The following is an 18877-nucleotide window of genomic DNA, read 5'->3' on the forward strand; positions in this document are numbered from 1 at the left end:
CTGACATGCAGATCGGTCTCGTTGGTCTCGGCAAAATGGGCGGCAACATGCGCGAGCGCATCCGCAACGCCGGCCACACCGTCATCGGCTACGACACCAATCCCGAACTCTCCGACGTCGCCCACCTGTCCGACCTCGTCGACCGGCTCGACGGTCCGCGCGCGGTGTGGGTGATGGTCCCGGCGGGCGCCGTCACCCAGCAGGTCATCGACCAGCTGGGGAGCCTGCTCAAACCCGGCGACACCGTCGTCGACGGCGGCAACTCCCGCTGGACGGACGACGAGAAGCACGCCAGGGAACTGGGCGCCCGGGGCATCGGCTTCGTCGACGCGGGCGTCTCGGGCGGCGTCTGGGGCCTGAAGAACGGGTACGCCCTGATGGTCGGCGGCGACGAGGAGCACGTGGAGCGGCTGAAGCCGATCTTCGACGCGCTCAAGCCGGACGGCCCGTACGGCTATGTCCACGCGGGCAAGGTCGGCGCGGGTCACTTCGCGAAGATGGTCCACAACGGCATCGAGTACGCCATGATGCAGGCCTACGCCGAGGGCTGGGAGCTGCTGGAGAAGGCCGACTCGGTGACCGACGTCCGGGAGGTGTTCCGCTCCTGGCAGGAGGGCACCGTCATCCGCTCCTGGCTGCTGGACCTCGCGGTGCACGCCCTCGACGAGGACGAGCACCTGGAGCGGCTGCGGGGCTACGCGGAGGACTCGGGCGAGGGCCGCTGGACGGTGGAGGCGGCCATCGACAACGCCGTCCCGCTGCCGGCCATCACGGCGTCGCTGTTCGCGCGGTACTCCTCCCGGCAGGAGGACTCGCCGCAGATGAAGATGATCGCGGCGCTGCGCAAGCAGTTCGGCGGTCACGCCGTCGAGTCGCCGAGGAAGGCCTGACGGGCGTGGGCGATCTGCTGCTGGCGCGGCACGGCGAGACGGAGTGGAGCAGGGACGGCCGGCACACCGGCCTCACCGACCTGCCGCTGACGCCGAGGGGCGAGGCCCAGGCAAAGTCCCTCGCCCCGCTGCTGGCGGGCCGGGCCTTCGCACTGGTCCTCACCAGTCCCCTGGTCCGCGCCCGGCGCACCGCGGCGCTCGCCGGCCTGACGAGCGCCGAGCCGGAACCCGATCTGCGGGAGTGGGACTACGGAGGCTACGAGGGGATCACCACGGCCGACATCCACCGCACCCGGCCGGGCTGGTCCCTGTGGACGGACGGGGTGCCGCCCGGCCGCGAGTTCCCCGGCGAATCACCGGAGCAGGTGGGCGAGCGCGCGGACCGGGTGCTCGCCGGGTTGGCCGGGCCACTGGACGAGGGGGACGTGATGCTGGTGGGCCACGGCCACCTGCTGCGCGTCCTCACGGCCCGCCGCCTGAACCTCCCCCCGGCCGGCGGCCGCCTCTTCCGCCTGGAAACAGGCACCCTCTGCCGCCTCTCCCTCGAACACGGCACCCCGGTCATCACGGAGTGGAACACCCGCCGCTGACACGGGCCCGAGACCCGGGCCCCCGGCACGGGACGCGCGGCCGGGCGGCACCGGAGTGGGCGCGGGCTGTACCGACATACGCCTCCGCCACCCGGTCGCAAAGAGGCCCGGGGCCGAAGCCCCCAAGAGCGGGACGGGCGGAGTGACCTGAAGCGACACGGAGCCATGCCGATACACGCCTCCACCACGCGGGCGGCAAACCCGCCCGGGGGGAAGCCCCGAGGACAGGACGGAAAGGGCGGCGGCGTGACCTGAAGCGGCACGGGTCCATGTCGACACCCGCCTCCGCCACGCGGGCGGCAAAGGGGCACGGGGCCGTGCCGATGTGCGTCTCCGCCGGGCGGGGGGCAAGGGGGTCCGGGGGCGAAGCCCCCGGGGACGGGACGGGAAGGGGCGGCGGGGGCGAAGAAGCCCCACCCACCCCCACGGCGCCAACGGTCCCGCTCCCGCCACACCGCGGAGCCCACCCCGTCAGGAATGAAGAAGCGCCCCGGGCCATCCCCCACCTAGCCTAGCCTTGGCGCGAGGCCCAGCCGGGTCCGCCGCTCGGACGCACGGCGAGCCGGCGACCCGACGACCCGGCGAGCCACAGCCGTACACGGCCGTGCTCGCGCCACCCACCGACGACCGGACGCCCTGTCCGAACCCGGCCGGACCAAGCCGGGGAACGCGCCGGCGGTGACCGCGACGGCGGCCCCGCCCGACGGATGGAGAACGATGAGCAAGGCCACGAGGACGGACCGGCAGCCGGCCGATCCGCACGCCGCCGACAGCCACGACCTGATCCGCGTGCACGGCGCGCGCGAGAACAACCTCAAGGACGTCAGCGTCGAACTTCCCAAGCGCCGGCTGACCGTGTTCACCGGCGTCTCCGGCTCGGGCAAGAGCTCACTCGTCTTCGACACGATCGCCGCCGAGTCGCAGCGGATGATCAACGAGACGTACAGCGCGTTCCTGCAGGGCTTCATGCCGACCCTGGCGCGCCCCGAGGTCGACGTGCTCGAGGGCCTGACCACCGCGATCACCGTCGACCAGCAGCGGATGGGCTCCGACCCCCGCTCCACGGTCGGCACGGCCACCGACGCCAACGCGATGCTGCGGATCCTCTTCAGCCGGCTCGGCAAGCCGTACTTCGGCCCGCCCGGCGCGTTCTCCTTCAACGTCGCCTCGATCCAGGCGAGCGGCGGCTTCACGGTCGACCGCGGTGCCGAGAAGACCAAGACGGAGAAGGTGTCCTTCAACCGCACCGGCGGCATGTGCACCCACTGCGAGGGCCGTGGCACGGTCTCCGACATCGATCTCGCCCAGCTCTTCGACGACTCCAAGTCGCTCTCCGAGGACCCCTTCACCATCCCCACCTACACCGGCGGCGGCTGGGTCGTGCGGGTGATCGCCGAGTCGGGCTTCCTGGACCCGGACAAGCCGATCCGCGAGTACACCAAGAAGGAGCGGCACGACTTCCTGTACCGCGAGCCGACCAAGGTGAAGATCAACGGCATCAACCTCACCTACGAGGGGCTGATCCCCAAGCTCCAGAAGTCGATGCTCAACAAGGACCGGGAGGCGATGCAGCCGCACATCCGGGCCTTCGTGGACCGGGCGGTCACCTTCGCCACCTGCCCCGAGTGCGACGGCACCCGGCTCACCGCGGGCGCGCGGTCGTCGAAGATCAAGAAGATCAGCATCGCCGACGCCTGCTCGATGGAGATCAGGGACCTCGCCGAGTGGGTGCGCGGCCTCGACGAACCGTCGGTGGGGCCGCTGCTCACCGCGCTCCAGCACACCCTCGACTCGTTCGTGGAGATCGGTCTCGGCTATCTGTCACTGGACCGTGCCTCGGGCACCCTGTCGGGCGGTGAGGCCCAGCGCGTGAAGATGATCCGCCACCTCGGCTCCTCGCTCACCGACGTCACCTACGTCTTCGACGAGCCCACGATCGGCCTGCACCCGCACGACATCCAGCGGATGAACAACCTGCTGCTGCGCCTGCGCGACAAGGGCAACACGGTGCTGGTGGTGGAGCACAAGCCGGAGGCGATCGCCATCGCCGACCACGTCGTCGACCTCGGTCCCGGCGCCGGCACGGCGGGCGGCACCGTCTGCTTCGAGGGCACCGTCGAGGGGCTCCGGGCGAGCGACACGGTCACCGGCCGCCACCTCGACGACCGGGCCTCCGTCAAGGAGTCGGTCCGCGAGCCCACCGGCACGCTCGCGATCCGGGGCGCGAAGGCGAACAACCTGCGGGAGGTCGACGTCGACATCCCGCTCGGCGTGCTCACCGTCGTCACCGGTGTGGCGGGCTCCGGCAAGAGCTCGCTGGTGCACGGGTCGATCCCCGCCGAGGAAGGGGTGATCGCGGTCGACCAGACCCCGATCCGCGGCTCCCGGCGCAGCAACCCGGCCACGTACACCGGACTGCTCGACCCGATCCGCAAGGCGTTCGCCAAGGCCAACGGGGTGAAGCCGGCCCTGTTCAGCGCCAACTCCGAGGGCGCCTGCCCCACCTGCAACGGCGCCGGCGTCATCTACACCGACCTCGGCATGATGGCCGGTGTCTCCACCACCTGCGAGGACTGCGGGGGCAAGCGGTTCGACGCGTCGGTACTGGAGTACCGCTTCGGCGGCCGCGACATCAGCGAGGTGCTCGCGATGTCGGTGACCGACGCCGAGGAGTTCTTCCGCGGCGGCGAGGCGCGGCTTCCGGCCGCCCACAAGATCGTCGAGCGGATGGCGGACGTCGGTCTCGGCTATCTCACCCTGGGCCAGCCGCTCACCACCCTGTCCGGCGGCGAGCGGCAGCGGCTCAAGCTGGCCACGCACATGGGCGACAAGGGCGGTGTCTACGTCCTCGACGAGCCGACCACCGGCCTGCACCTCGCCGACGTCGAGCAGCTGCTCGGCCTGCTGGACCGGCTGGTCGACTCCGGCAAGACGGTCATCGTGATCGAACACCACCAGGCGGTCATGGCGCACGCCGACTGGATCATCGACCTCGGTCCCGGCGCCGGCCACGACGGCGGCCGTGTCGTCTTCGAGGGCACCCCCGCCGACCTGGTCGCCGCGCGCTCCACCCTCACCGGCGAGCACCTCGCGCAGTACGTCGGCGCCTGAGGCGGCGCCCGCGCACGCGCCCGGGGCGTTACGCCCCGGCGCGGCGCGGGATGCCGTACGCCCGTTCCACCCTCAGCCGCAGCACCAGCCGCCGGTCGCGGACCATCGCCGCGCGGTAGTCCTCCCAGTCGGGGTGCTCGCCGTTGACGTCGCGGTACAGCCGGATGAGCTCCTCCACGGTCTCGTCGTACGGGTCCGCGGCGACGGGTGACAGCTCTGCGGCCCCCTCGGCCACCGTGTAGGCCCACCGGTCCGGGGTGGTGACGTGGTAGGAGGCCCGGGGGTCCCGGCGCAGATTGCGGGTCTTGGCGCGATCGTCCGTGAGCGACACGCGGATGACGCGCTCATCGGGGTAGTAAGCGTGCGTGACGTTCGACAGCTGGGGCCGCCCGTCGCGTTTCAGTGTGACGAGCACTCCTCCGTTCCCCTCGGAGAGCAGGGCGAGCAGTGCGTTCTGTTCGGCGTCCTGAGTCATGACTCGATCAACGGTCCGCACCGGGCCGGCGTTCCCCGAGGAGAGCGATGGACGTACTGCGCCGGGAGACCACCCCCGGGGAGGCCGGGCTGGACGCGGGGGCGCTGGGGCGTCTGGACGGGCACTTCGCCCGCCTGGTCGACGAGGGGAAGCTGCCGGGGTTCCTCGTCGCCGTCGCCCGGGACGGACGCGTCGCGCACCTCACGACGTACGGGGCGCGGGACGTCGCGGCCGGGCTGCCGGTGGAGAGCGACACGCTGTGGCGGATCTACTCCATGACGAAGCCGGTGACCTCGGTGGGCGCGCTGATGCTGATGGAGGAGGGGCTGCTGTCGCTGGACGACCCGGTCGCCCGTCACCTTCCCGCCTTCGCGGAACCCCGGGTGTACGTGAGCGGCTCCGGTGACCGGGTGCGCACCCGTCCGGCTTCCGGCCCCCTCCTCGTACGGCATCTGATGACCCACACCGCCGGGCTGACGTTCGCCTTCTACCACGCCCATCCCGTCGACGCGCTGTACCGGGAGGCCGGGCTGGAGTCGTCGGTGGCTCCCGGGGCGGACCTCGCCGGGACGACCGACGTGTACGCGAGCCTGCCACTGCAGTTCGATCCGGGGACCCAGTGGAACTACTCGGTCGCCTCGAACGTGCTGGGGCGGATCATCGAGGTCGTGTCGGGCCGTCCGCTGGGCGAGTTCCTCGCCGAGCGCGTCTTCCGTCCGCTCGGCATGAGGGACGCCGGTTTCCAGGTCACCGACGAGCAAGCGCGGCGCCTCGCGGAGCTGTACGGGGAGTCGGACGACGGTGGCATCGAGCCGATCCCGGGCCTGCCCCTGCGGGGCCGTCCGCGTTTCCTGTCGGGCAGCGGCGGCCTGGTGGCCTCCGCCCACGACCTGCACCGTTTCATGGAACTGCTGCGCCGGCGCGGCGAACTCGACGGCAGTCGCCTGCTCGCTCCGCACACCGTGGACCTGATGACCCGCAACCACCTCCCCGGCGACGCCGACCTGCGCGCCTTCGGCAGCCGCCCCGCCCACGACGAACCCGGCAACGAGGGCGTCGGATTCGGTCTCGGCGTCTCGGTGGTCGTCGACCCGTCCCGCACCCAGGCCCCGTCGAGCCCGGGCAGCTACGGCTGGAGCGGGGTGGCGACCACCACCTTCTGGGTCGACCCGGGCCGCGACCTGACCGTGCAGTTCTGCACGCAGGTGCGGCCCCGGTCCTCCCACACCGTCTTCCGGGACCTCAAGCGGCTGGTGCACGCGGCGGTGACCGGCTGACTCAGGACAGGTGGGCGACCGCGTCCAGATGGGGCAGGTGGTGGTCGAGGCGCTCCCGCTTGGTGCGCAGGTAGGTGATGTTGCTCTCGCACGGCGGTATCAGCAGCGGCACCGTCTCGGCGACCTGGACGCCGTGCCGTACCAGCGCCTCCCGCTTGCGCGGGTTGTTGGACATCAGCCGCACCGACCGCACGCCGAGGTCCTGGAGCATCCCGGCGGCGACGGCGTAGTCCCGGGCGTCCACCGGCAGACCGAGCGCGAGGTTCGCCTCGACGGTGTCCAGCCCCTCCGCCTGCAGCGCCATCGCGCGCAGCTTGGCGAGCAGCCCGATGCCGCGGCCCTCGTGGCCCCTCAAGTAGACGACCACGCCCGCCCCTTCGGCGACGACCGCGCGCAGCGCCGCCGCGAGCTGGTCGCCGCACTCGCAGTGCTGGGAGCCGAAGGCGTCACCGGTCAGGCATTCCGAGTGCAGCCGGGTGAGGACACGGTCGCGGCCGAGGTCGCCGTACACCAGGGCGACTTGTTCGTCGCCGCGGTCGTGGTCGAGATAGCCGACCGCCTGGAACTTCCCGTACACGGTGGGCAGCGGCGCATTCACGACGCGTTCCACGCCGGTCCGCCGCTGAGGCTTCTTGCCGATGACGCCTACTTTTTCTGTCATGATTCTCGAGTTCCTAAGCAGAGACGAAAGGCCGTGACGATATGGGTGGTTCACACAAGCGGTCGGCGGCATACGGCCCGGTGCACGGTCTGTTGCCGGCGGATACTACTGAGGATGTACGGACGCGGGGAGCCGGCGTCTCACAGCAGATCGCGGTACTTCCGGTCGGGAGTTTCGAGCAGCACGGTCCGTATCTGCCGCTGGCGACCGACACGCTGGTCGCCTGCGCGATCGCGCGGGAGATCGCCGGGGCCCATCCGGTGCACCTCCTCCCTCCGGTGACGATCTCCTGCTCGCACGAGCACGCGGCCTGGCCGGGGACCGTCTCCCTCTCCTCGGTGACCCTGCACGCGGTGATCAGGGACATCGCCGACTCGCTGCGCCGCTCGGGCGTGGACACGCTGGTCCTGGTCAACGGCCACGGCGGAAACTACGTACTGGGCAACGCCGTTCAGGAGGCCTCCGCCCGCGGTGAACGGATGGCGCTGTTCCCGGCCCCGGAGGACTGGGAGGCCGCACGCGAACGGGCCGGTGTCGTCACCTCGTTGCTCACCGACATGCACGCGGGAGAAATCGAGACCTCCATCCTTCTGCACACTCATCCCGAATTGCTCCGCACCGGTTATGAGACTTCCGATCACGTGGCGGACGACCGACGCCATCTCCTGACCCTCGGCATGCCCGCTTACACGGATTCCGGCGTCATCGGCCGCCCTTCCCTGGCCTCGGCGGAAAAGGGCAAGGAACTCCTGGCAAGCCTGACGGATTCCTTCGCAGCATATTTCTCCCTCCTGACCACACCTCCCAGCCCGTCCGGCGTCTGAGGACGAAGCCGCCCGCCATCCCCCAGCCCGTCCGGCGTCTGAGGACGAGGCCGTAGGCCGACGGGGGGTCCGGGGGCAACGCCCCCGGGGACGGGACGGGAAGGGGCGGCGGGGGCGAAAACGCCACGGCCGGTACCACGCACACCGCCATACCACCGCACAACCATCACCACCGCCCCCGGCAGACTCGCCACCAGACTGAGCACGCCGTACACCACGGCGACCGTGAGCCCCACGCCCGCCCCCAGCCCCGCCGCCCCGAACGCCCACGCGGCAACCCCCTCCCGCGGCCCCCAGCCCCCCACGTTCAGCGGCAGCCCCATCGCCAGCAGCGCCAGCACGGCAAGCGGCAGCAACTCCCCCACCGAGGCCCCCGCCCCGACGACATCAGCGGCCAGCACGAACATGGCGACATAGCCGGCCAGCACCACGACGGAGGACACGACGACACCGGGCGCGCTGCGCCGTGAGCACAGCCCCTCCCGGGCCTCCCCCAGCATCCGCGCCCCCCACCCACGTCCCCTCGCCGGCCGTCCCGCCGGCACCCGGTTCATCCGCAGTGCCAGTACCACCGCACCGGCCCCCAACACCCCGAGCCCGGCCACCGGTACCGCCTGCCGCACTTCCCCCAGCACCGGCGACGGCATGCTCACCAGCACCACACCCCCGGCGAGGAACAAGGCGAGCTGCCCGGCCGTCCGTTCCAGCACCACCGCCCGCACCCCGCGCCCCAGGTCCCCCGCGTCCTTGCCGTGCCGCACGGCCCGGTGCACGTCCCCGACGACGCCCCCGGGGAGGGCCGCGTTGAGGAACAGGGCACGGTAGTAGTCCGCGACCGCGGCCCCCAGCGGCAGCCGGATCCCGATCCCCCGTGCCACCAGGGCCCAGCGCCACGCGCTGAACACGGTGGTCACCAGCCCGATCGCCAGCGCGGCGAGCACCGTGGACCCGTCGATGCGCCGTATCCCGTCCGTGAACGCGCCGGTGCCGAGCCGCCAGAACAGCACGGCGAGGATCGCGACACCGGCGAGGGTGCACAGACGGGTGCGCACGGCGGGGGTGTTGAGCCGCGCGAGCAGACCGCTCATGCGGCCGCGTCCACCGGCCGGCACAGGGCGAGCAGGTCGCTGTGCTGGACGACCACCCGCAACTCCCCCGCCGCGCAGGCCTCCAGGCGCTCGGCCAGGTACCGCTCGGCGCGTGCCGCCAGCTCCGGCCGCTCCTCCACCGCGGCGCCGACCCATCCCCGCAGCCACTGCTCGGTCAGCGCGGCCTGTCCCGGCCCGAGACGCCAGGGGCTCGGGTTCAGCTTCACGGTCGCGCCGCGCTCGGCGAACGCCTCGGCGGCCACGGTGACCGCGTCCGGGCCGAGCAGACCGCCGCGCCGCTGATGGGCGTTGAACGCCTCGGTGATCTCCTGGTCCATCGGATGCGGTGCGGTCAGCTCCACCCGCCCCGCCACCGACAGCGTCAGCAGAGCCGGGCAGCCGGCCCCCGCGCAGGCGGCGGCGAGGGCGTCGATCTCCTCCCGGGTGAGGACGTCGAGCAGCGCCGACGCGGTCACGAGGGAGGCGCCCGACAGCGCGTCCGCGGTGAGCCGGGCGACGTCTCCGCGCCGGGTCTCGACGGTGACGTGGCTGCCGTCGGCGGCGGAACGCGGCGAGGCGACGGCGGCGAAGTGCAGCAGGTAGGGATCCCGGTCGTGCAGGACCCAGTGCTGGGCTCCGTCGAGGTGGGGCGCCAGCCAGCGGCCCATCGAGCCCGTGCCGCAGCCGATGTCGTGGATGACGAGACCGTCCGCCCTGCCCGGCAGATTGGCGAGCCGGATACGCAGCGGGTCCAGCAGTTCGTACGAGCGGGCGGCGGCGTCGGCCGGTTCGCGCAGCTGGAGCCACTCGGGCGCGTAGCGGGCGGGTTCGTCGTCGCCGGTGTCGCGCAGCCGCAGGGTGGCCCGCTCCCCCGGGCGGGGGGCGGCGGGGCCGGCGCCGGGAATGACGGACGGGCCCGCGGTGGCGTTCTCGGGTTCCACGGTGCTCCCCGTCCGTCCGGTCAGTGCGTCCGTGACGTCCCGGGGGCCGGGCTGGGCCGGGATCGTCCCGCCGTGCTGGGTGGTGGTCGCCGGTTCGGTCATGCGGCCCTCCGGGGTTCGGTCGGGAGCCGGCGCAGTACCGCGGCCAGGCTCTGTGCGGTGCTCGCCCAGCCGCCGAGCGCGGCCCGCCGGCTGCGGGCGGCCGCCTTCAGCCGGCGTCGTACGTCCGCCTCGCCGAACCAGCCGCGCAGTTCGGCGGCGATGGCGGCGGGGTCCTCCGGCGGGACGAGAATGCCGGGCACTCCCCCGTCGGGTGCGCGGCCGACCGCCTCGGGCAGTCCGCCGACGTCGGTCGCCAGCACGGGGATGCCGCGCGCCAGCGCCTCGGTGACGGCCATTCCGTACGTCTCCGCGTACGAGGTGAGCACCATCAGGTCGGCGGCGGCGTAGCTCGCGTCGAGTGCGGCCCCGGTCCGCGGTCCGGCCAGGTCCAGCCGGTCCTCCAGGCCGTGGCGGCGGATGAGGTCGCGCAGGTGGGCGACGTAGGCGGGATCGTGTCCGAGCCCTCCGACGAGCGAGCAGCTCCACGGCAGGTCGGCCACGGTCGCCAGGGCCTCCACGAGCCGGTGCTGGCCCTTGCGCGGTGTCACGGCGGCCACGCACAGCAGCCGCGAGACGCCGTCGGTGCCGGGCGCGAGGGGTGCGATGTCGGCGCCGGGGGCGGCGACGTGGACGCGTTCGGGGGCCAGGCCGTGGTGGGAGACGAGGCGGCGTACGGCCCAGTCGCTGGTGGCGATGACGGCGGGGACCGCTCGCAGCACCGCGCGTTCACGGGTGTCCAGTTCGGCGGCGACGGCCGTGTCGAGCCCGGTCTCGTCGGCGAGCGGCAGGTGGACGAGTACGGCCATGCGCAGCCGGCCCTGCTCGGCCTCCGGGACGATGATCTCGGGCACCCCGCAGGCGACCAGTCCGTCGAGCAGGACGACGCTGCCGTCCGGCAGTTCGCGCAGGGTGCGGGCGAGTTCGGCCCGGGCTGCGGCGCCGGGCCGGGGCCAGTCACCGGCCACCGGGTGCCGGTGCACCTGCCAGCCGAAGCCGGGCAGGTCCAGGCAGGCGCGGCGGTCGTAGGCGTTGCCGCCGCTCGGTGCGGCCGGGTCGTCGACACCACCCGGCATCACGAAGTGCACGGAGCGCAGGGACATGGGGATGATCCCGCCGTTCCTCGGAAAGGACGCCTGCTGGGGAACGTGGTCCAGGCGGGCGGTACCGGCCCGCTCGACCGTCCTGTGGGTCCGGTGGATGGTCGTGTCGGTCACAGCGCACGCTCGTAGCTCGCCCAGGCGATGTGCGACTCGTGCAGGGTGACGGCGATCTTCGCGATGCCCTTGGCGCCCTCGCCCAGGGCTCCCTTGTGGATGCGTTCGGCGAGCCGGTCGGCGATGACCTTGGCGAGGTACTCCGTGGAGGTGTTGATCCCCGCGAAGTCCGGTTCGTTGTCGAGGTTGCGGTAGTTCAGCTCGCCGACGACGGCCCCGAGTTCCTGTGTGGCGAGGCCGATGTCGACGACGATGTTGTCCTCGTCCAGCTGTTCGCGCCGGAACGTGGCGTCCACGAGGAACGTGGCCCCGTGGAGGCGCTGGGCCGGTCCGAAGACCTCGCCGCGGAAGCTGTGGGCGATCATGATGTGATCGCGGACGGTGATGCTGAACAACGGACGACCCTCCAGGTGCGGCGCGTCTGTTCCCCGGCCGATCTCCGGCGGGGATTGCCGTGTAGTACGGCTGACCGTCTTCCCCTGTTCAGCGTCCGCCACGTCTTTTCTCAGGTCAGGCCTGTTCGTTCCGGTCGGGGCCGGCGTAGCGCACGCGGTGGCACAGGGCGGGGATCTCGCCGGAGGCGAGGCGGGGCATGACGTCGGGCAGTTCGTCGAAGGCTGACTCGCCGGTGATCAGGGCGTCGAGGGCGGGGTCGGCGAGCAGGTCGAGGGCGAGGGCGAGCCGGTCGGCGTAGCTGCGGTCGGCGCGGGTCGGGGAGACGGTGCCGACCTGGCTGCCGCGGATGGCCAGCCGCCGGGAGTGGAAGGCCTCGCCCAGCGGAAGGCTCACCTTCCGGTCGCCGTACCAGCTCAGCTCGACGACGGTGCCCTCGGGGCGGAGCAGTCCGAGCGCCGTGGCGAGCCCCTGTTCGGTGGCGCTGGCGTGCACGACCAGGTCGCATCCGCCGAGGGCGTCCGCGGGCGGGGCGAATCCGACGCCGAGGGACTCGGCGGTCTTCGCCCGCGCGGGGTCGGTGTCGACGAGCTGGACGCGCACGCCGGGGAAGCGGGCCAGCAGCGCGGCCACCGAGCAGCCGACCATCCCTGCGCCGACCACGGCGATCCGGTCACCGACCAGCGGCGCCGCGTCCCAGAGGGCGTTGACGGCGGTCTCCACCGTGCCGGCGAGCACGGCCCGCCCGGCGGGCACGCCGTCGGGTACGGGTGTGACGGCGTGCGCGGGAACGACGTACCGCGTCTGGTGCGGATGGAGGCAGAAGACGGTGCGTCCGGTGAGCGCGTCGGGCCCTTCCTCCACCACTCCCACACTGAGGTAGCCGTACTTCACCGGCCCCGGGAAGTCGCCCTCCTGGAACGGTGCCCGCATCGCGGTGTGCTGGCTCTCGGGCACTCCGCCGCGGAAGACCAGCGTCTCGGTGCCGCGGCTCACGCCCGAGTAGAGCGAGCGGACCAGCACCTCCTCCCGGCCCGGCGCGGGCAGGGTGAGCTCACGGATCGCGCCCCGACCAGGTGAGTCGAGCCAGAACGCACGGGCGGTGCGGTTCATCGAAATCCTCCTGAACGATCGGGAAGCTGCACGCGTACCGAGTGGTGCACAGGCCGCGCACAAGGTAGCGGCGTTGATCGACTCTGTCACACGGCCGGAGGGTGTTCGGTGGCCCTGAACAACAGTTACGACGCGAGGCTCGTACAGCAGGAGACCGCCGTGGGGGCGGGCGTACAGATCCTGTTGCTGGCCCTGATCGGTACGGCGATCGGTATGGGCCCGGCGGGCTGGCTGACCGGCCTCGCGTTCGCGATCGCCACCTGGGCGGTGCTCTCCCGGGCGCTGCACCGGTCGCGGCTGCGCTCCTTCGGCGCGGCGAACCGGGTCACGCTGGGCCGGGCCACCCTGGTGGGCGGGGTCACCGCGCTGGTCGCCGACTCGTTCCAGGACTCACCGCCCGTCTCCCTCCTCGTCGGTCTGACCGCCGTGGCCCTGATCCTCGACGGCGTGGACGGCAAGGTGGCCCGCAGGACCGGTACGTCGACTCCGCTGGGTGCCCGCTTCGACATGGAGGTGGATGCCTTCCTGATCCTGGTGCTGAGTGTGTACGTGTCGATGGCGATGGGTCCGTGGGTGCTGCTGATCGGCGGCATGCGGTACGTCTTCGTGGCCGCCGCACGCGTCCAGCCGTGGCTGACCGCCCCGCTCCCGCCGAGCACCGCCCGCAAGACGGTGGCCGCGCTCCAGGGTGTGCTGCTGCTGGTGGCGGGCGCGGCCCTGCTGCCGCAGGCGGTCAACGTCGCCGTGGTGGCACTGGCGCTGGGCCTCCTGGTCTGGTCGTTCGGCCGGGATGTGCTGTGGCTGTGGCGGACGTCCCGGGTGGAGGCGACTCCGGCCGGATGCGAGGTGCGCGAGCTGGTCGCAGGCTGAGCCTCCCCGGCGGGCCGGCCGGATACGACACGCACGGCCGCTTCACCTCCGTCCGGTCCCGGGTCCTGAACCGGTGCGCCGAGTTCAGGGACTGCTGAACCGCCCCTCCGGCTACTCGATTCCCGTGGCGTCGAGCAGCCGGACCACGTCCTTGCGCCCGTGACCGAGCAGCCGGGCGCGGTCGGCCGTCATGAGCACCAGGTGCGCGACGATCTTCGCCGCGTATCCGTCCTCGGTGCCGGCGTCGGACCACTCCTCGGGCTTCTCGACTCCCAGGCCGTTCATCACCAGCCCGTGCTCACGACGGATCTCCGCGACGGTGCCGGCGACCGCGTCCACCAGCGTCTTGCCCGGCCGCTCGCACTCCAGGGCGAAGCACCCCCGGTCGACCGGCACACAGCCCTCCGGCGGGCGCGCCCGCACCCCCGCGTACCGCTCGTCCTCGAACGCGCCGAGCGTGAACTGCTCGTGCATCAGGGCGAAGCGATAAAATCCGGGCGGCACCGGTGGGGGTGGAGGCGTGTACTCCCACCCGGCGTCCTCGTACAACTGCCGCTTCACCTCCTCCCGGTCGGCATGGGTCACCGTGAAGCCGCCCGCGTCGTTGCGCCCGGTCGTCGTACCGTCGGGGTTGCGGTGGACATGCAGGTTCATGGACTGCTCCCGTTGCCGTGGTGAGAGGGGAGAAGGTGACGGAAACTCCCGTCACCAGCTCGAACGGCCCGCGACGCCACCGCGTGCCCGCTGTGCGAGGCTCCATCCGATCGTGTGAAACCGGGTGCGACGGGAACTCCCGCCCGAGTCGGCGGAGCGGTTGTTACGCTCCCCCGGTGAGGATTCCGGCACCCGATGAGATCCGCGCGCTGCACCGGAAGTACGCGCCCGGCCCCGAGGCGTTCGCGCTCGTCCACACGCACTGCGAGATCGTCTGGAGCGTCGCCGAACGGCTCCTCTCCGCGCCCCGCCTCGCCCATCTCGACGCCGACCTGGTCCGCGCCGGCTGCCTGCTCCACGACATCGGCGTCTACCGCCTCTACGACGACGACGGCCGCCTGGACCACCGGAACTACGTCCGCCACGGGCTCCTCGGCCACGAGATCCTCACCGACGAAGGCTTCCCCGAGCCCCTGCGCCGCTTCTGCTCCCACCACACCGGAGTCGGCCTCACCCGGCACGACGTCGTCAGCCAGGGTCTGCCCCTCCCACCCGCCGACTACCTCGCGGTGACGGAGGAGGAGCGTCTGGTGATGTACGCGGACAAGTTCCACACCAAGTCACGGCCGTCGACGTTCCTCACCTTCGACGAGTACACCGCCCACGTCCGCCGCTTCGGCGAGGACAAGGTGGCCGCCTTCCGGGCTCTGCGCACCGAGTTCGGCGAGCCGGACCTCACCGGGCGGGCCCCTCGAACCGGCGCGTGACCGCTGCCCGGCACCGGCGCGAGAGGTCGTGAGCCGGTGACGGCATCCCGCCCGTGCCGGCCGGCCTACTCCTCCGGCAGGTGTGCGTCCGGGGCGTCCGGGCGGTGGACGGGAAGGCTGGAGCGGGCGGACGCCTCGTCGCGGACGCGCAGGAACTCCAGGTGCCGCTCGTACTGGTCGAGGCTGTCGGCGATGAGCTGGTCCCTGGTGTAGCCCATGACGTCGTAGTCCTGGTTGCCCTCGGCGAGCCGGACTTCGAAGCGTACGTAGGAGTCGTGCTTGCTGACCGACCGGGTGGCGAAGGCGGGGGTGGGCATCTCGACGGGCCAGACCTCGTAGACGAATTCGTCGTGGGCACCGATCGGCACGCGCAGGCCGACGTGGTCGAGGCCGGTCTCCTCGACGGTGCCTTCCAGGACCTCCGCGTCCGTACCCGCGTCCCGCAGTTCCGCCGCGACCTCCTGGAAGGCGGGGCGGCACACCTGGTCGACGAATCGGGCGGCCGCCCGCCGGCCGGGGAAGGCCATCGCCCGGGCCAGCCGGTGCTGCCAGGTCGGCGCTCCCGGCAGGCCGTGGTGGGCGATACGTCCGGACAGCGAGCCGGGCAGGGTGGTGATCCTGGCCTCCGCCTTCATCCGTTCGGTGCGCAGCGCGAGGAAGAGCCCGGCCATGATCAGGAACATCACGAAGGAGAACGGGAGCCCCATGATGATCGTGGCGTTGGTGAGTGCCTGGACGCCGCCCACGATGAGCATGGCGAGGGTGAGCAGCCCCGTCGCCACCGCCCAGAAGATGCGCAGCCACGTGGGCGCGTCGGTCACCGGGGTGGGCAGTTCGGCGCTGAGGTTGCCCATGACCAGGGCACCGGAGTCCGCGGAGGTGACGTACAGCAACAGGCCCACGAAGGTGGCGAGTCCGGCGCTGAACAGGAACCCCGGGTACTGCTCCAGCAGGGTGTAGAACCCCTGCTCGGGGACGTTCATGGCGGTGTCGCCGAACTCGGTGTTCCCGTCGCGCACGACGAACAGGGCGCTGTTGCCGAAGATCGCCAGGAAGAGCCCGGTGAAGAGGAACGGGATGACCAGGGTCGCCGCGATGAACTCGCGCAGGGTACGGCCGCGGGAGATGCGGGCCAGGAAGAGCCCGACGAACGGCGCCCAGGCGATCCACCAGGCCCAGAAGAAGAGGGTCCACGTGTCGAGCCACTCGGTGGGCTGGTCGTAGGCGAAGGTGTTCAGGGTCATCGAGGGGAAGCCGCTGACGTAGTCCCCGACGTTCTGGACCACGGCGTTGAGCACGCGGAACGGTTCGCCGACGACGAGGATGTAGAACATCAGCAGGGCGGCCAGGAGGATGTTGAGCTGGGACAGTCTGCGGATGCCCTTGTCGACGCCGGAGGCGGCGGAGAAGGTCGCCATCGCCACCGCGACGACGATCAGGGCGATCTGCGCGGCGAGCCCCTCCGGCACGCCGAAGAGGACCTTCAGACCGTAGTTCAGCTGCACCACGCCGATGCCCAGCGTCACGCCGATGCCGAACACGGTGCCGATGATGGCCGCGAGGTCGACGGTGTCACCGATCCGCCCGTGGATGCGGCGGCCGATGATCGGGTAGAGCGCGGAACGGATCGCGAGCGGCAGCCGGTACCGGAAGGAGAAGTAGCCGAGCGCCATGCCCATCAGGGCGTACATGCCCCAGCCGGTGATGCCGTAGTGGAACAGCGTCCACACGACGGCCTGCCGGGCGGCTTCGAGCGTCTGCGGGTCGCCCTGGGGCGGGGCGAGATAGTGGCTGACGGGTCCCGAGACGGAGAAGAACATGAGGTCGATGCCGATGCCCGCCGCGAACAGCATCGCCCCCCAGGTGAAGACTCCGTAGTCGGGCCTGGAGTGCTTGGGTCCCAGCTTGACCGTGCCGTACTTGGACACGGCGATGAACACGACGAACAACAGGTAGAGGGTCGCGGCGACGAAGTAGTACCAGCCGAACCAGCGGGAGATCCTGCCGACCGCCACACCGATGACGTCCTCCGCCCCGTCCGGGGTGACGATCGCCCAGATCGAGATCGCGAGCACGAGGAGGGCGGCTCCGAAGAAGACGACGGGTTTGAGCCGTACCGGGCCCGTCGGCTCGTCGTCCGCAAGGGTGTCCTCCGGCACCGATGCGGGATCCTTGTCTCCAGCGGTCGACACTGTCGTGTTCCTCCTTCGCCCGGGACCACCGGGACTGTCATCCACCGTGGCCCGCGGCGCACTTGAGGCGTTCGGCCGGGGCGGCGCCGGGGTCCGCCGTGCGGGTACGGCGGACCGCGCACCGCGGGGCTACCGGCCGGTGGGCCCGGAGCGGCCGGTGAGCAGGTCGGCGGCGCGTTCGGCGGCGAGCAGGACGGTCACCATGGGGTTGATGGTGGGCATCGTCGGGAACACCGAAGCGTCGACGACGCGCACGCCTTCGACGCCGCGCAGTCTCAACTGCGGGTCGCACACGGCCATCGGGTCGTCCGCCGCGCCCATGCGGCAGGTGCCCGCCGGGTGGTAGACGGTGTGGGCGACGCGGCGCCCGTACTCCGACAGGTCGGCGTCGGAGGTGACGTCCGGGCCGGGCGCCACCTCGCGGACGAGCCAGTCCCTCAGCGGATCGGTCGCGGCGACCTCCCGGGCCACCTTGAGCCCTTCGACGATGGTGCGTTCGTCGTGGCCGTCCGGGTCGGTGAAGTAGCGGAAGTCCAGGGCAGGATGCTCGGCCGGGTTGGAACTGCGCAGCCACATGCGGCCGGTGGAGCGGGCGCGGGGCACGTTCGGCGTCATGCACACCCCGTGCTCCGGAACCGGGTAGCCCAGACGCTCGGTGTTGACGGTGAACGGCACCTGGTAGAAGTGGAACATCAGGTCGGGCCGCGGCTGTCCCTTGTCCAGGCGCAGGAACAGTCCGGCGTCGGAGTCCATCGCGGAGTTGGGCGGCAGTGGGCCCTTGGTCTCCCAGACCATCACGGACTCGGGGTGGTCCAGCAGGTTCTCCCCCACGCCGGGCAGGTCGGCGTGTACGTCGATGCCCAGGCGGCGCAGGTCGTCGGCCGGGCCGATGCCGGACAGCATCAGCAGCCGCGGGGTGTCGATCGCCCCGGCGCACAGCAGGAGTTCACGGGTCGCGCGTACGGTGGCCGGCTCGCCGTCGGCGCCGCGGACGGCGACGCGGGTCAGCCTTCCCGACTCGTCGGTGAGCAGCCGGTGCGCCCAGGTTTCCAGGAGCAGCGTGAGGTTGGGGCGGTCCAGTACGGGGTGGAGGTAGGCGACGGACGCGGAGGAACGCAGGTTGCCCTCCGGTTCGTACGCCAGGGAGAAGAAGCCGACGCCGTCGGCGAAGGGTTCGGCGTTGAAGTCGTCGACGACGGGGACGCCGGTGGCGCGGGAGGCGGCGGTGACGAAGTCCTTGGCGATGGGATTGCGGTCCGCCTCGGCCACCGGGACGATCTTGGTGAGCAGCCGGTCGCGGTAGGGCAGGATCGTCGCCGGGTCCCAGCCGTCGCAGCCGCGGTCCACCCACTGGTCGAGGTCCTGCGGCAGCGGCAGGAAGCTGATCAGTGTGTTGTGGGAGGAGCAGCCGCCCAGTACGCGCGCCCGTGAGTGCAGGATGTGGGAGTTGCCGCGCGGCTGTTCGACGGTGGTGTAGCCGTAGTCGAACTCGGTGCCGAGCAGGTTGATCCAGTTGCGCAGGCGCAGGATGCGCTCGTCACCGACGTCGGTGGGGCCGCCCTCGATGACGCAGACACGGCAGTCGGGGTCCTCGCTCAGGCGGGCGGCGAGGACGCAGCCGGCGGTGCCGCCACCGACGATGACGTAGTCGTAGGAGGACTCGGCGCCGTGCGGGGTCGTGGAGGCCATGGGGTGCCTTTCTTCGGAACCGTCGG

The 18877-nt window shown here is 71.8% G+C and carries 16 protein-coding genes and 1 pseudogene; 7 read left to right on the forward strand and 10 right to left on the reverse strand.

What is annotated here, in order from left to right; all coding sequences use genetic code 11:
- Window positions 1–5: 5 nt before the first annotated feature.
- The 3 genes from gnd (at window position 6) to ACZ434_RS08155 (ending at window position 4591) form a co-directional block, all read left to right on the forward strand.
- Entirely contained in the window at window positions 6–890 is an 885-nt protein-coding gene (gene gnd, locus ACZ434_RS08145; protein WP_468453086.1) for a phosphogluconate dehydrogenase (NAD(+)-dependent, decarboxylating), read from the forward strand.
- Window positions 891–895: 5 nt separating this feature from the next.
- A complete protein-coding gene (locus tag ACZ434_RS08150) occupies window positions 896–1480 on the forward strand; it encodes a histidine phosphatase family protein (RefSeq protein WP_468453088.1) in 585 nt (194 codons plus the stop codon).
- A gap of 717 nt (window positions 1481–2197) precedes the next feature.
- The gene (locus ACZ434_RS08155; protein WP_468453090.1) at window positions 2198–4591 is read left to right on the forward strand and encodes an ATP-binding cassette domain-containing protein; all 2394 of its coding nucleotides are present in this window, start codon (window positions 2198–2200) and stop codon (window positions 4589–4591) included.
- Window positions 4592–4619: 28 nt separating this feature from the next.
- On the opposite strand, the gene ACZ434_RS08160 is transcribed toward ACZ434_RS08155, so the two are convergent.
- Complete coding sequence (locus tag ACZ434_RS08160) at window positions 4620–5066, reverse strand: PPOX class F420-dependent oxidoreductase (RefSeq protein WP_468453092.1); 447 nt, start codon at window positions 5064–5066, stop codon at window positions 4620–4622.
- A 47-nt stretch (window positions 5067–5113) separates the two neighbouring features.
- Here ACZ434_RS08160 and ACZ434_RS08165 point away from each other — a divergent pair, with 47 nt between their 5' ends.
- Window positions 5114–6343, forward strand: a complete 1230-nt coding sequence (locus ACZ434_RS08165) for a serine hydrolase domain-containing protein (RefSeq protein WP_468453094.1) — start codon at window positions 5114–5116, stop codon at window positions 6341–6343.
- 1 nt (window position 6344) lies between these two features.
- On the opposite strand, the gene ribA is transcribed toward ACZ434_RS08165, so the two are convergent.
- Window positions 6345–7004 carry a GTP cyclohydrolase II gene (ribA, locus tag ACZ434_RS08170; protein ID WP_468453096.1) on the reverse strand — a complete coding sequence of 220 codons (660 nt, stop codon included), beginning with the start codon at window positions 7002–7004 and terminating at the stop codon, window positions 6345–6347.
- 41 nt (window positions 7005–7045) lie between these two features.
- Between ribA and ACZ434_RS08175 the strand changes: the two genes are divergently transcribed.
- Entirely contained in the window at window positions 7046–7828 is a 783-nt protein-coding gene (locus ACZ434_RS08175) for a creatininase family protein (RefSeq protein WP_468453098.1), read from the forward strand.
- A gap of 239 nt (window positions 7829–8067) precedes the next feature.
- On the opposite strand, the pseudogene ACZ434_RS08180 reads toward ACZ434_RS08175, so the two are convergent.
- The 5 genes and pseudogenes from ACZ434_RS08180 to ACZ434_RS08200 form a co-directional block, all read right to left on the reverse strand.
- A pseudogene (locus tag ACZ434_RS08180) lies at window positions 8068–8916 on the reverse strand (lysylphosphatidylglycerol synthase transmembrane domain-containing protein); the annotation flags it as partial.
- Window positions 8913–9959, reverse strand: coding sequence for a class I SAM-dependent methyltransferase (locus tag ACZ434_RS08185; RefSeq protein WP_468453099.1), 1047 nt, complete (start codon window positions 9957–9959; stop codon window positions 8913–8915). The gene ACZ434_RS08185 and the pseudogene ACZ434_RS08180, both read right to left, overlap by 4 nt.
- A complete protein-coding gene (locus tag ACZ434_RS08190; RefSeq protein WP_468453101.1) occupies window positions 9956–11173 on the reverse strand; it encodes a glycosyltransferase family 4 protein in 1218 nt (405 codons plus the stop codon). Before ACZ434_RS08190 ends, ACZ434_RS08185 begins: the two co-directional genes overlap by 4 nt.
- A complete protein-coding gene (locus ACZ434_RS08195; protein WP_228970310.1) occupies window positions 11170–11568 on the reverse strand; it encodes a 6-pyruvoyl trahydropterin synthase family protein in 399 nt (132 codons plus the stop codon). Before ACZ434_RS08195 ends, ACZ434_RS08190 begins: the two co-directional genes overlap by 4 nt.
- 115 nt (window positions 11569–11683) lie before the next feature.
- Window positions 11684–12679 carry a zinc-dependent alcohol dehydrogenase gene (locus ACZ434_RS08200; protein WP_468453104.1) on the reverse strand — a complete coding sequence of 332 codons (996 nt, stop codon included), beginning with the start codon at window positions 12677–12679 and terminating at the stop codon, window positions 11684–11686.
- Between the two features lie 108 nt (window positions 12680–12787).
- Between ACZ434_RS08200 and ACZ434_RS08205 the strand changes: the two genes are divergently transcribed.
- A complete protein-coding gene (locus ACZ434_RS08205) occupies window positions 12788–13549 on the forward strand; it encodes a CDP-alcohol phosphatidyltransferase family protein (RefSeq protein ID WP_468453106.1) in 762 nt (253 codons plus the stop codon).
- Between the two features lie 111 nt (window positions 13550–13660).
- Here ACZ434_RS08205 and ACZ434_RS08210 read toward each other — a convergent pair whose 3' ends face one another.
- Window positions 13661–14203 carry a hypothetical protein gene (locus ACZ434_RS08210; protein WP_468453108.1) on the reverse strand — a complete coding sequence of 181 codons (543 nt, stop codon included), beginning with the start codon at window positions 14201–14203 and terminating at the stop codon, window positions 13661–13663.
- Between the two features lie 176 nt (window positions 14204–14379).
- Here ACZ434_RS08210 and ACZ434_RS08215 point away from each other — a divergent pair, with 176 nt between their 5' ends.
- On the forward strand, window positions 14380–14970 hold the full coding sequence (locus ACZ434_RS08215; RefSeq protein WP_468453110.1) for an HD domain-containing protein: 591 nt from the start codon (window positions 14380–14382) through the stop codon (window positions 14968–14970).
- A gap of 65 nt (window positions 14971–15035) precedes the next feature.
- Here ACZ434_RS08215 and betT read toward each other — a convergent pair whose 3' ends face one another.
- Window positions 15036–17162 carry a choline BCCT transporter BetT gene (gene betT, locus ACZ434_RS08220; RefSeq protein WP_468453112.1) on the reverse strand — a complete coding sequence of 709 codons (2127 nt, stop codon included), beginning with the start codon at window positions 17160–17162 and terminating at the stop codon, window positions 15036–15038.
- A 129-nt stretch (window positions 17163–17291) separates the two neighbouring features.
- Window positions 17292–18851 carry a GMC family oxidoreductase gene (locus ACZ434_RS08225; RefSeq protein ID WP_468453114.1) on the reverse strand — a complete coding sequence of 520 codons (1560 nt, stop codon included), beginning with the start codon at window positions 18849–18851 and terminating at the stop codon, window positions 17292–17294.
- Between the last annotated feature and the right edge of the window lie 26 nt (window positions 18852–18877).

The sequence above is a fragment of the Streptomyces sp. NPDC030893 genome (assembly GCF_055571535.1).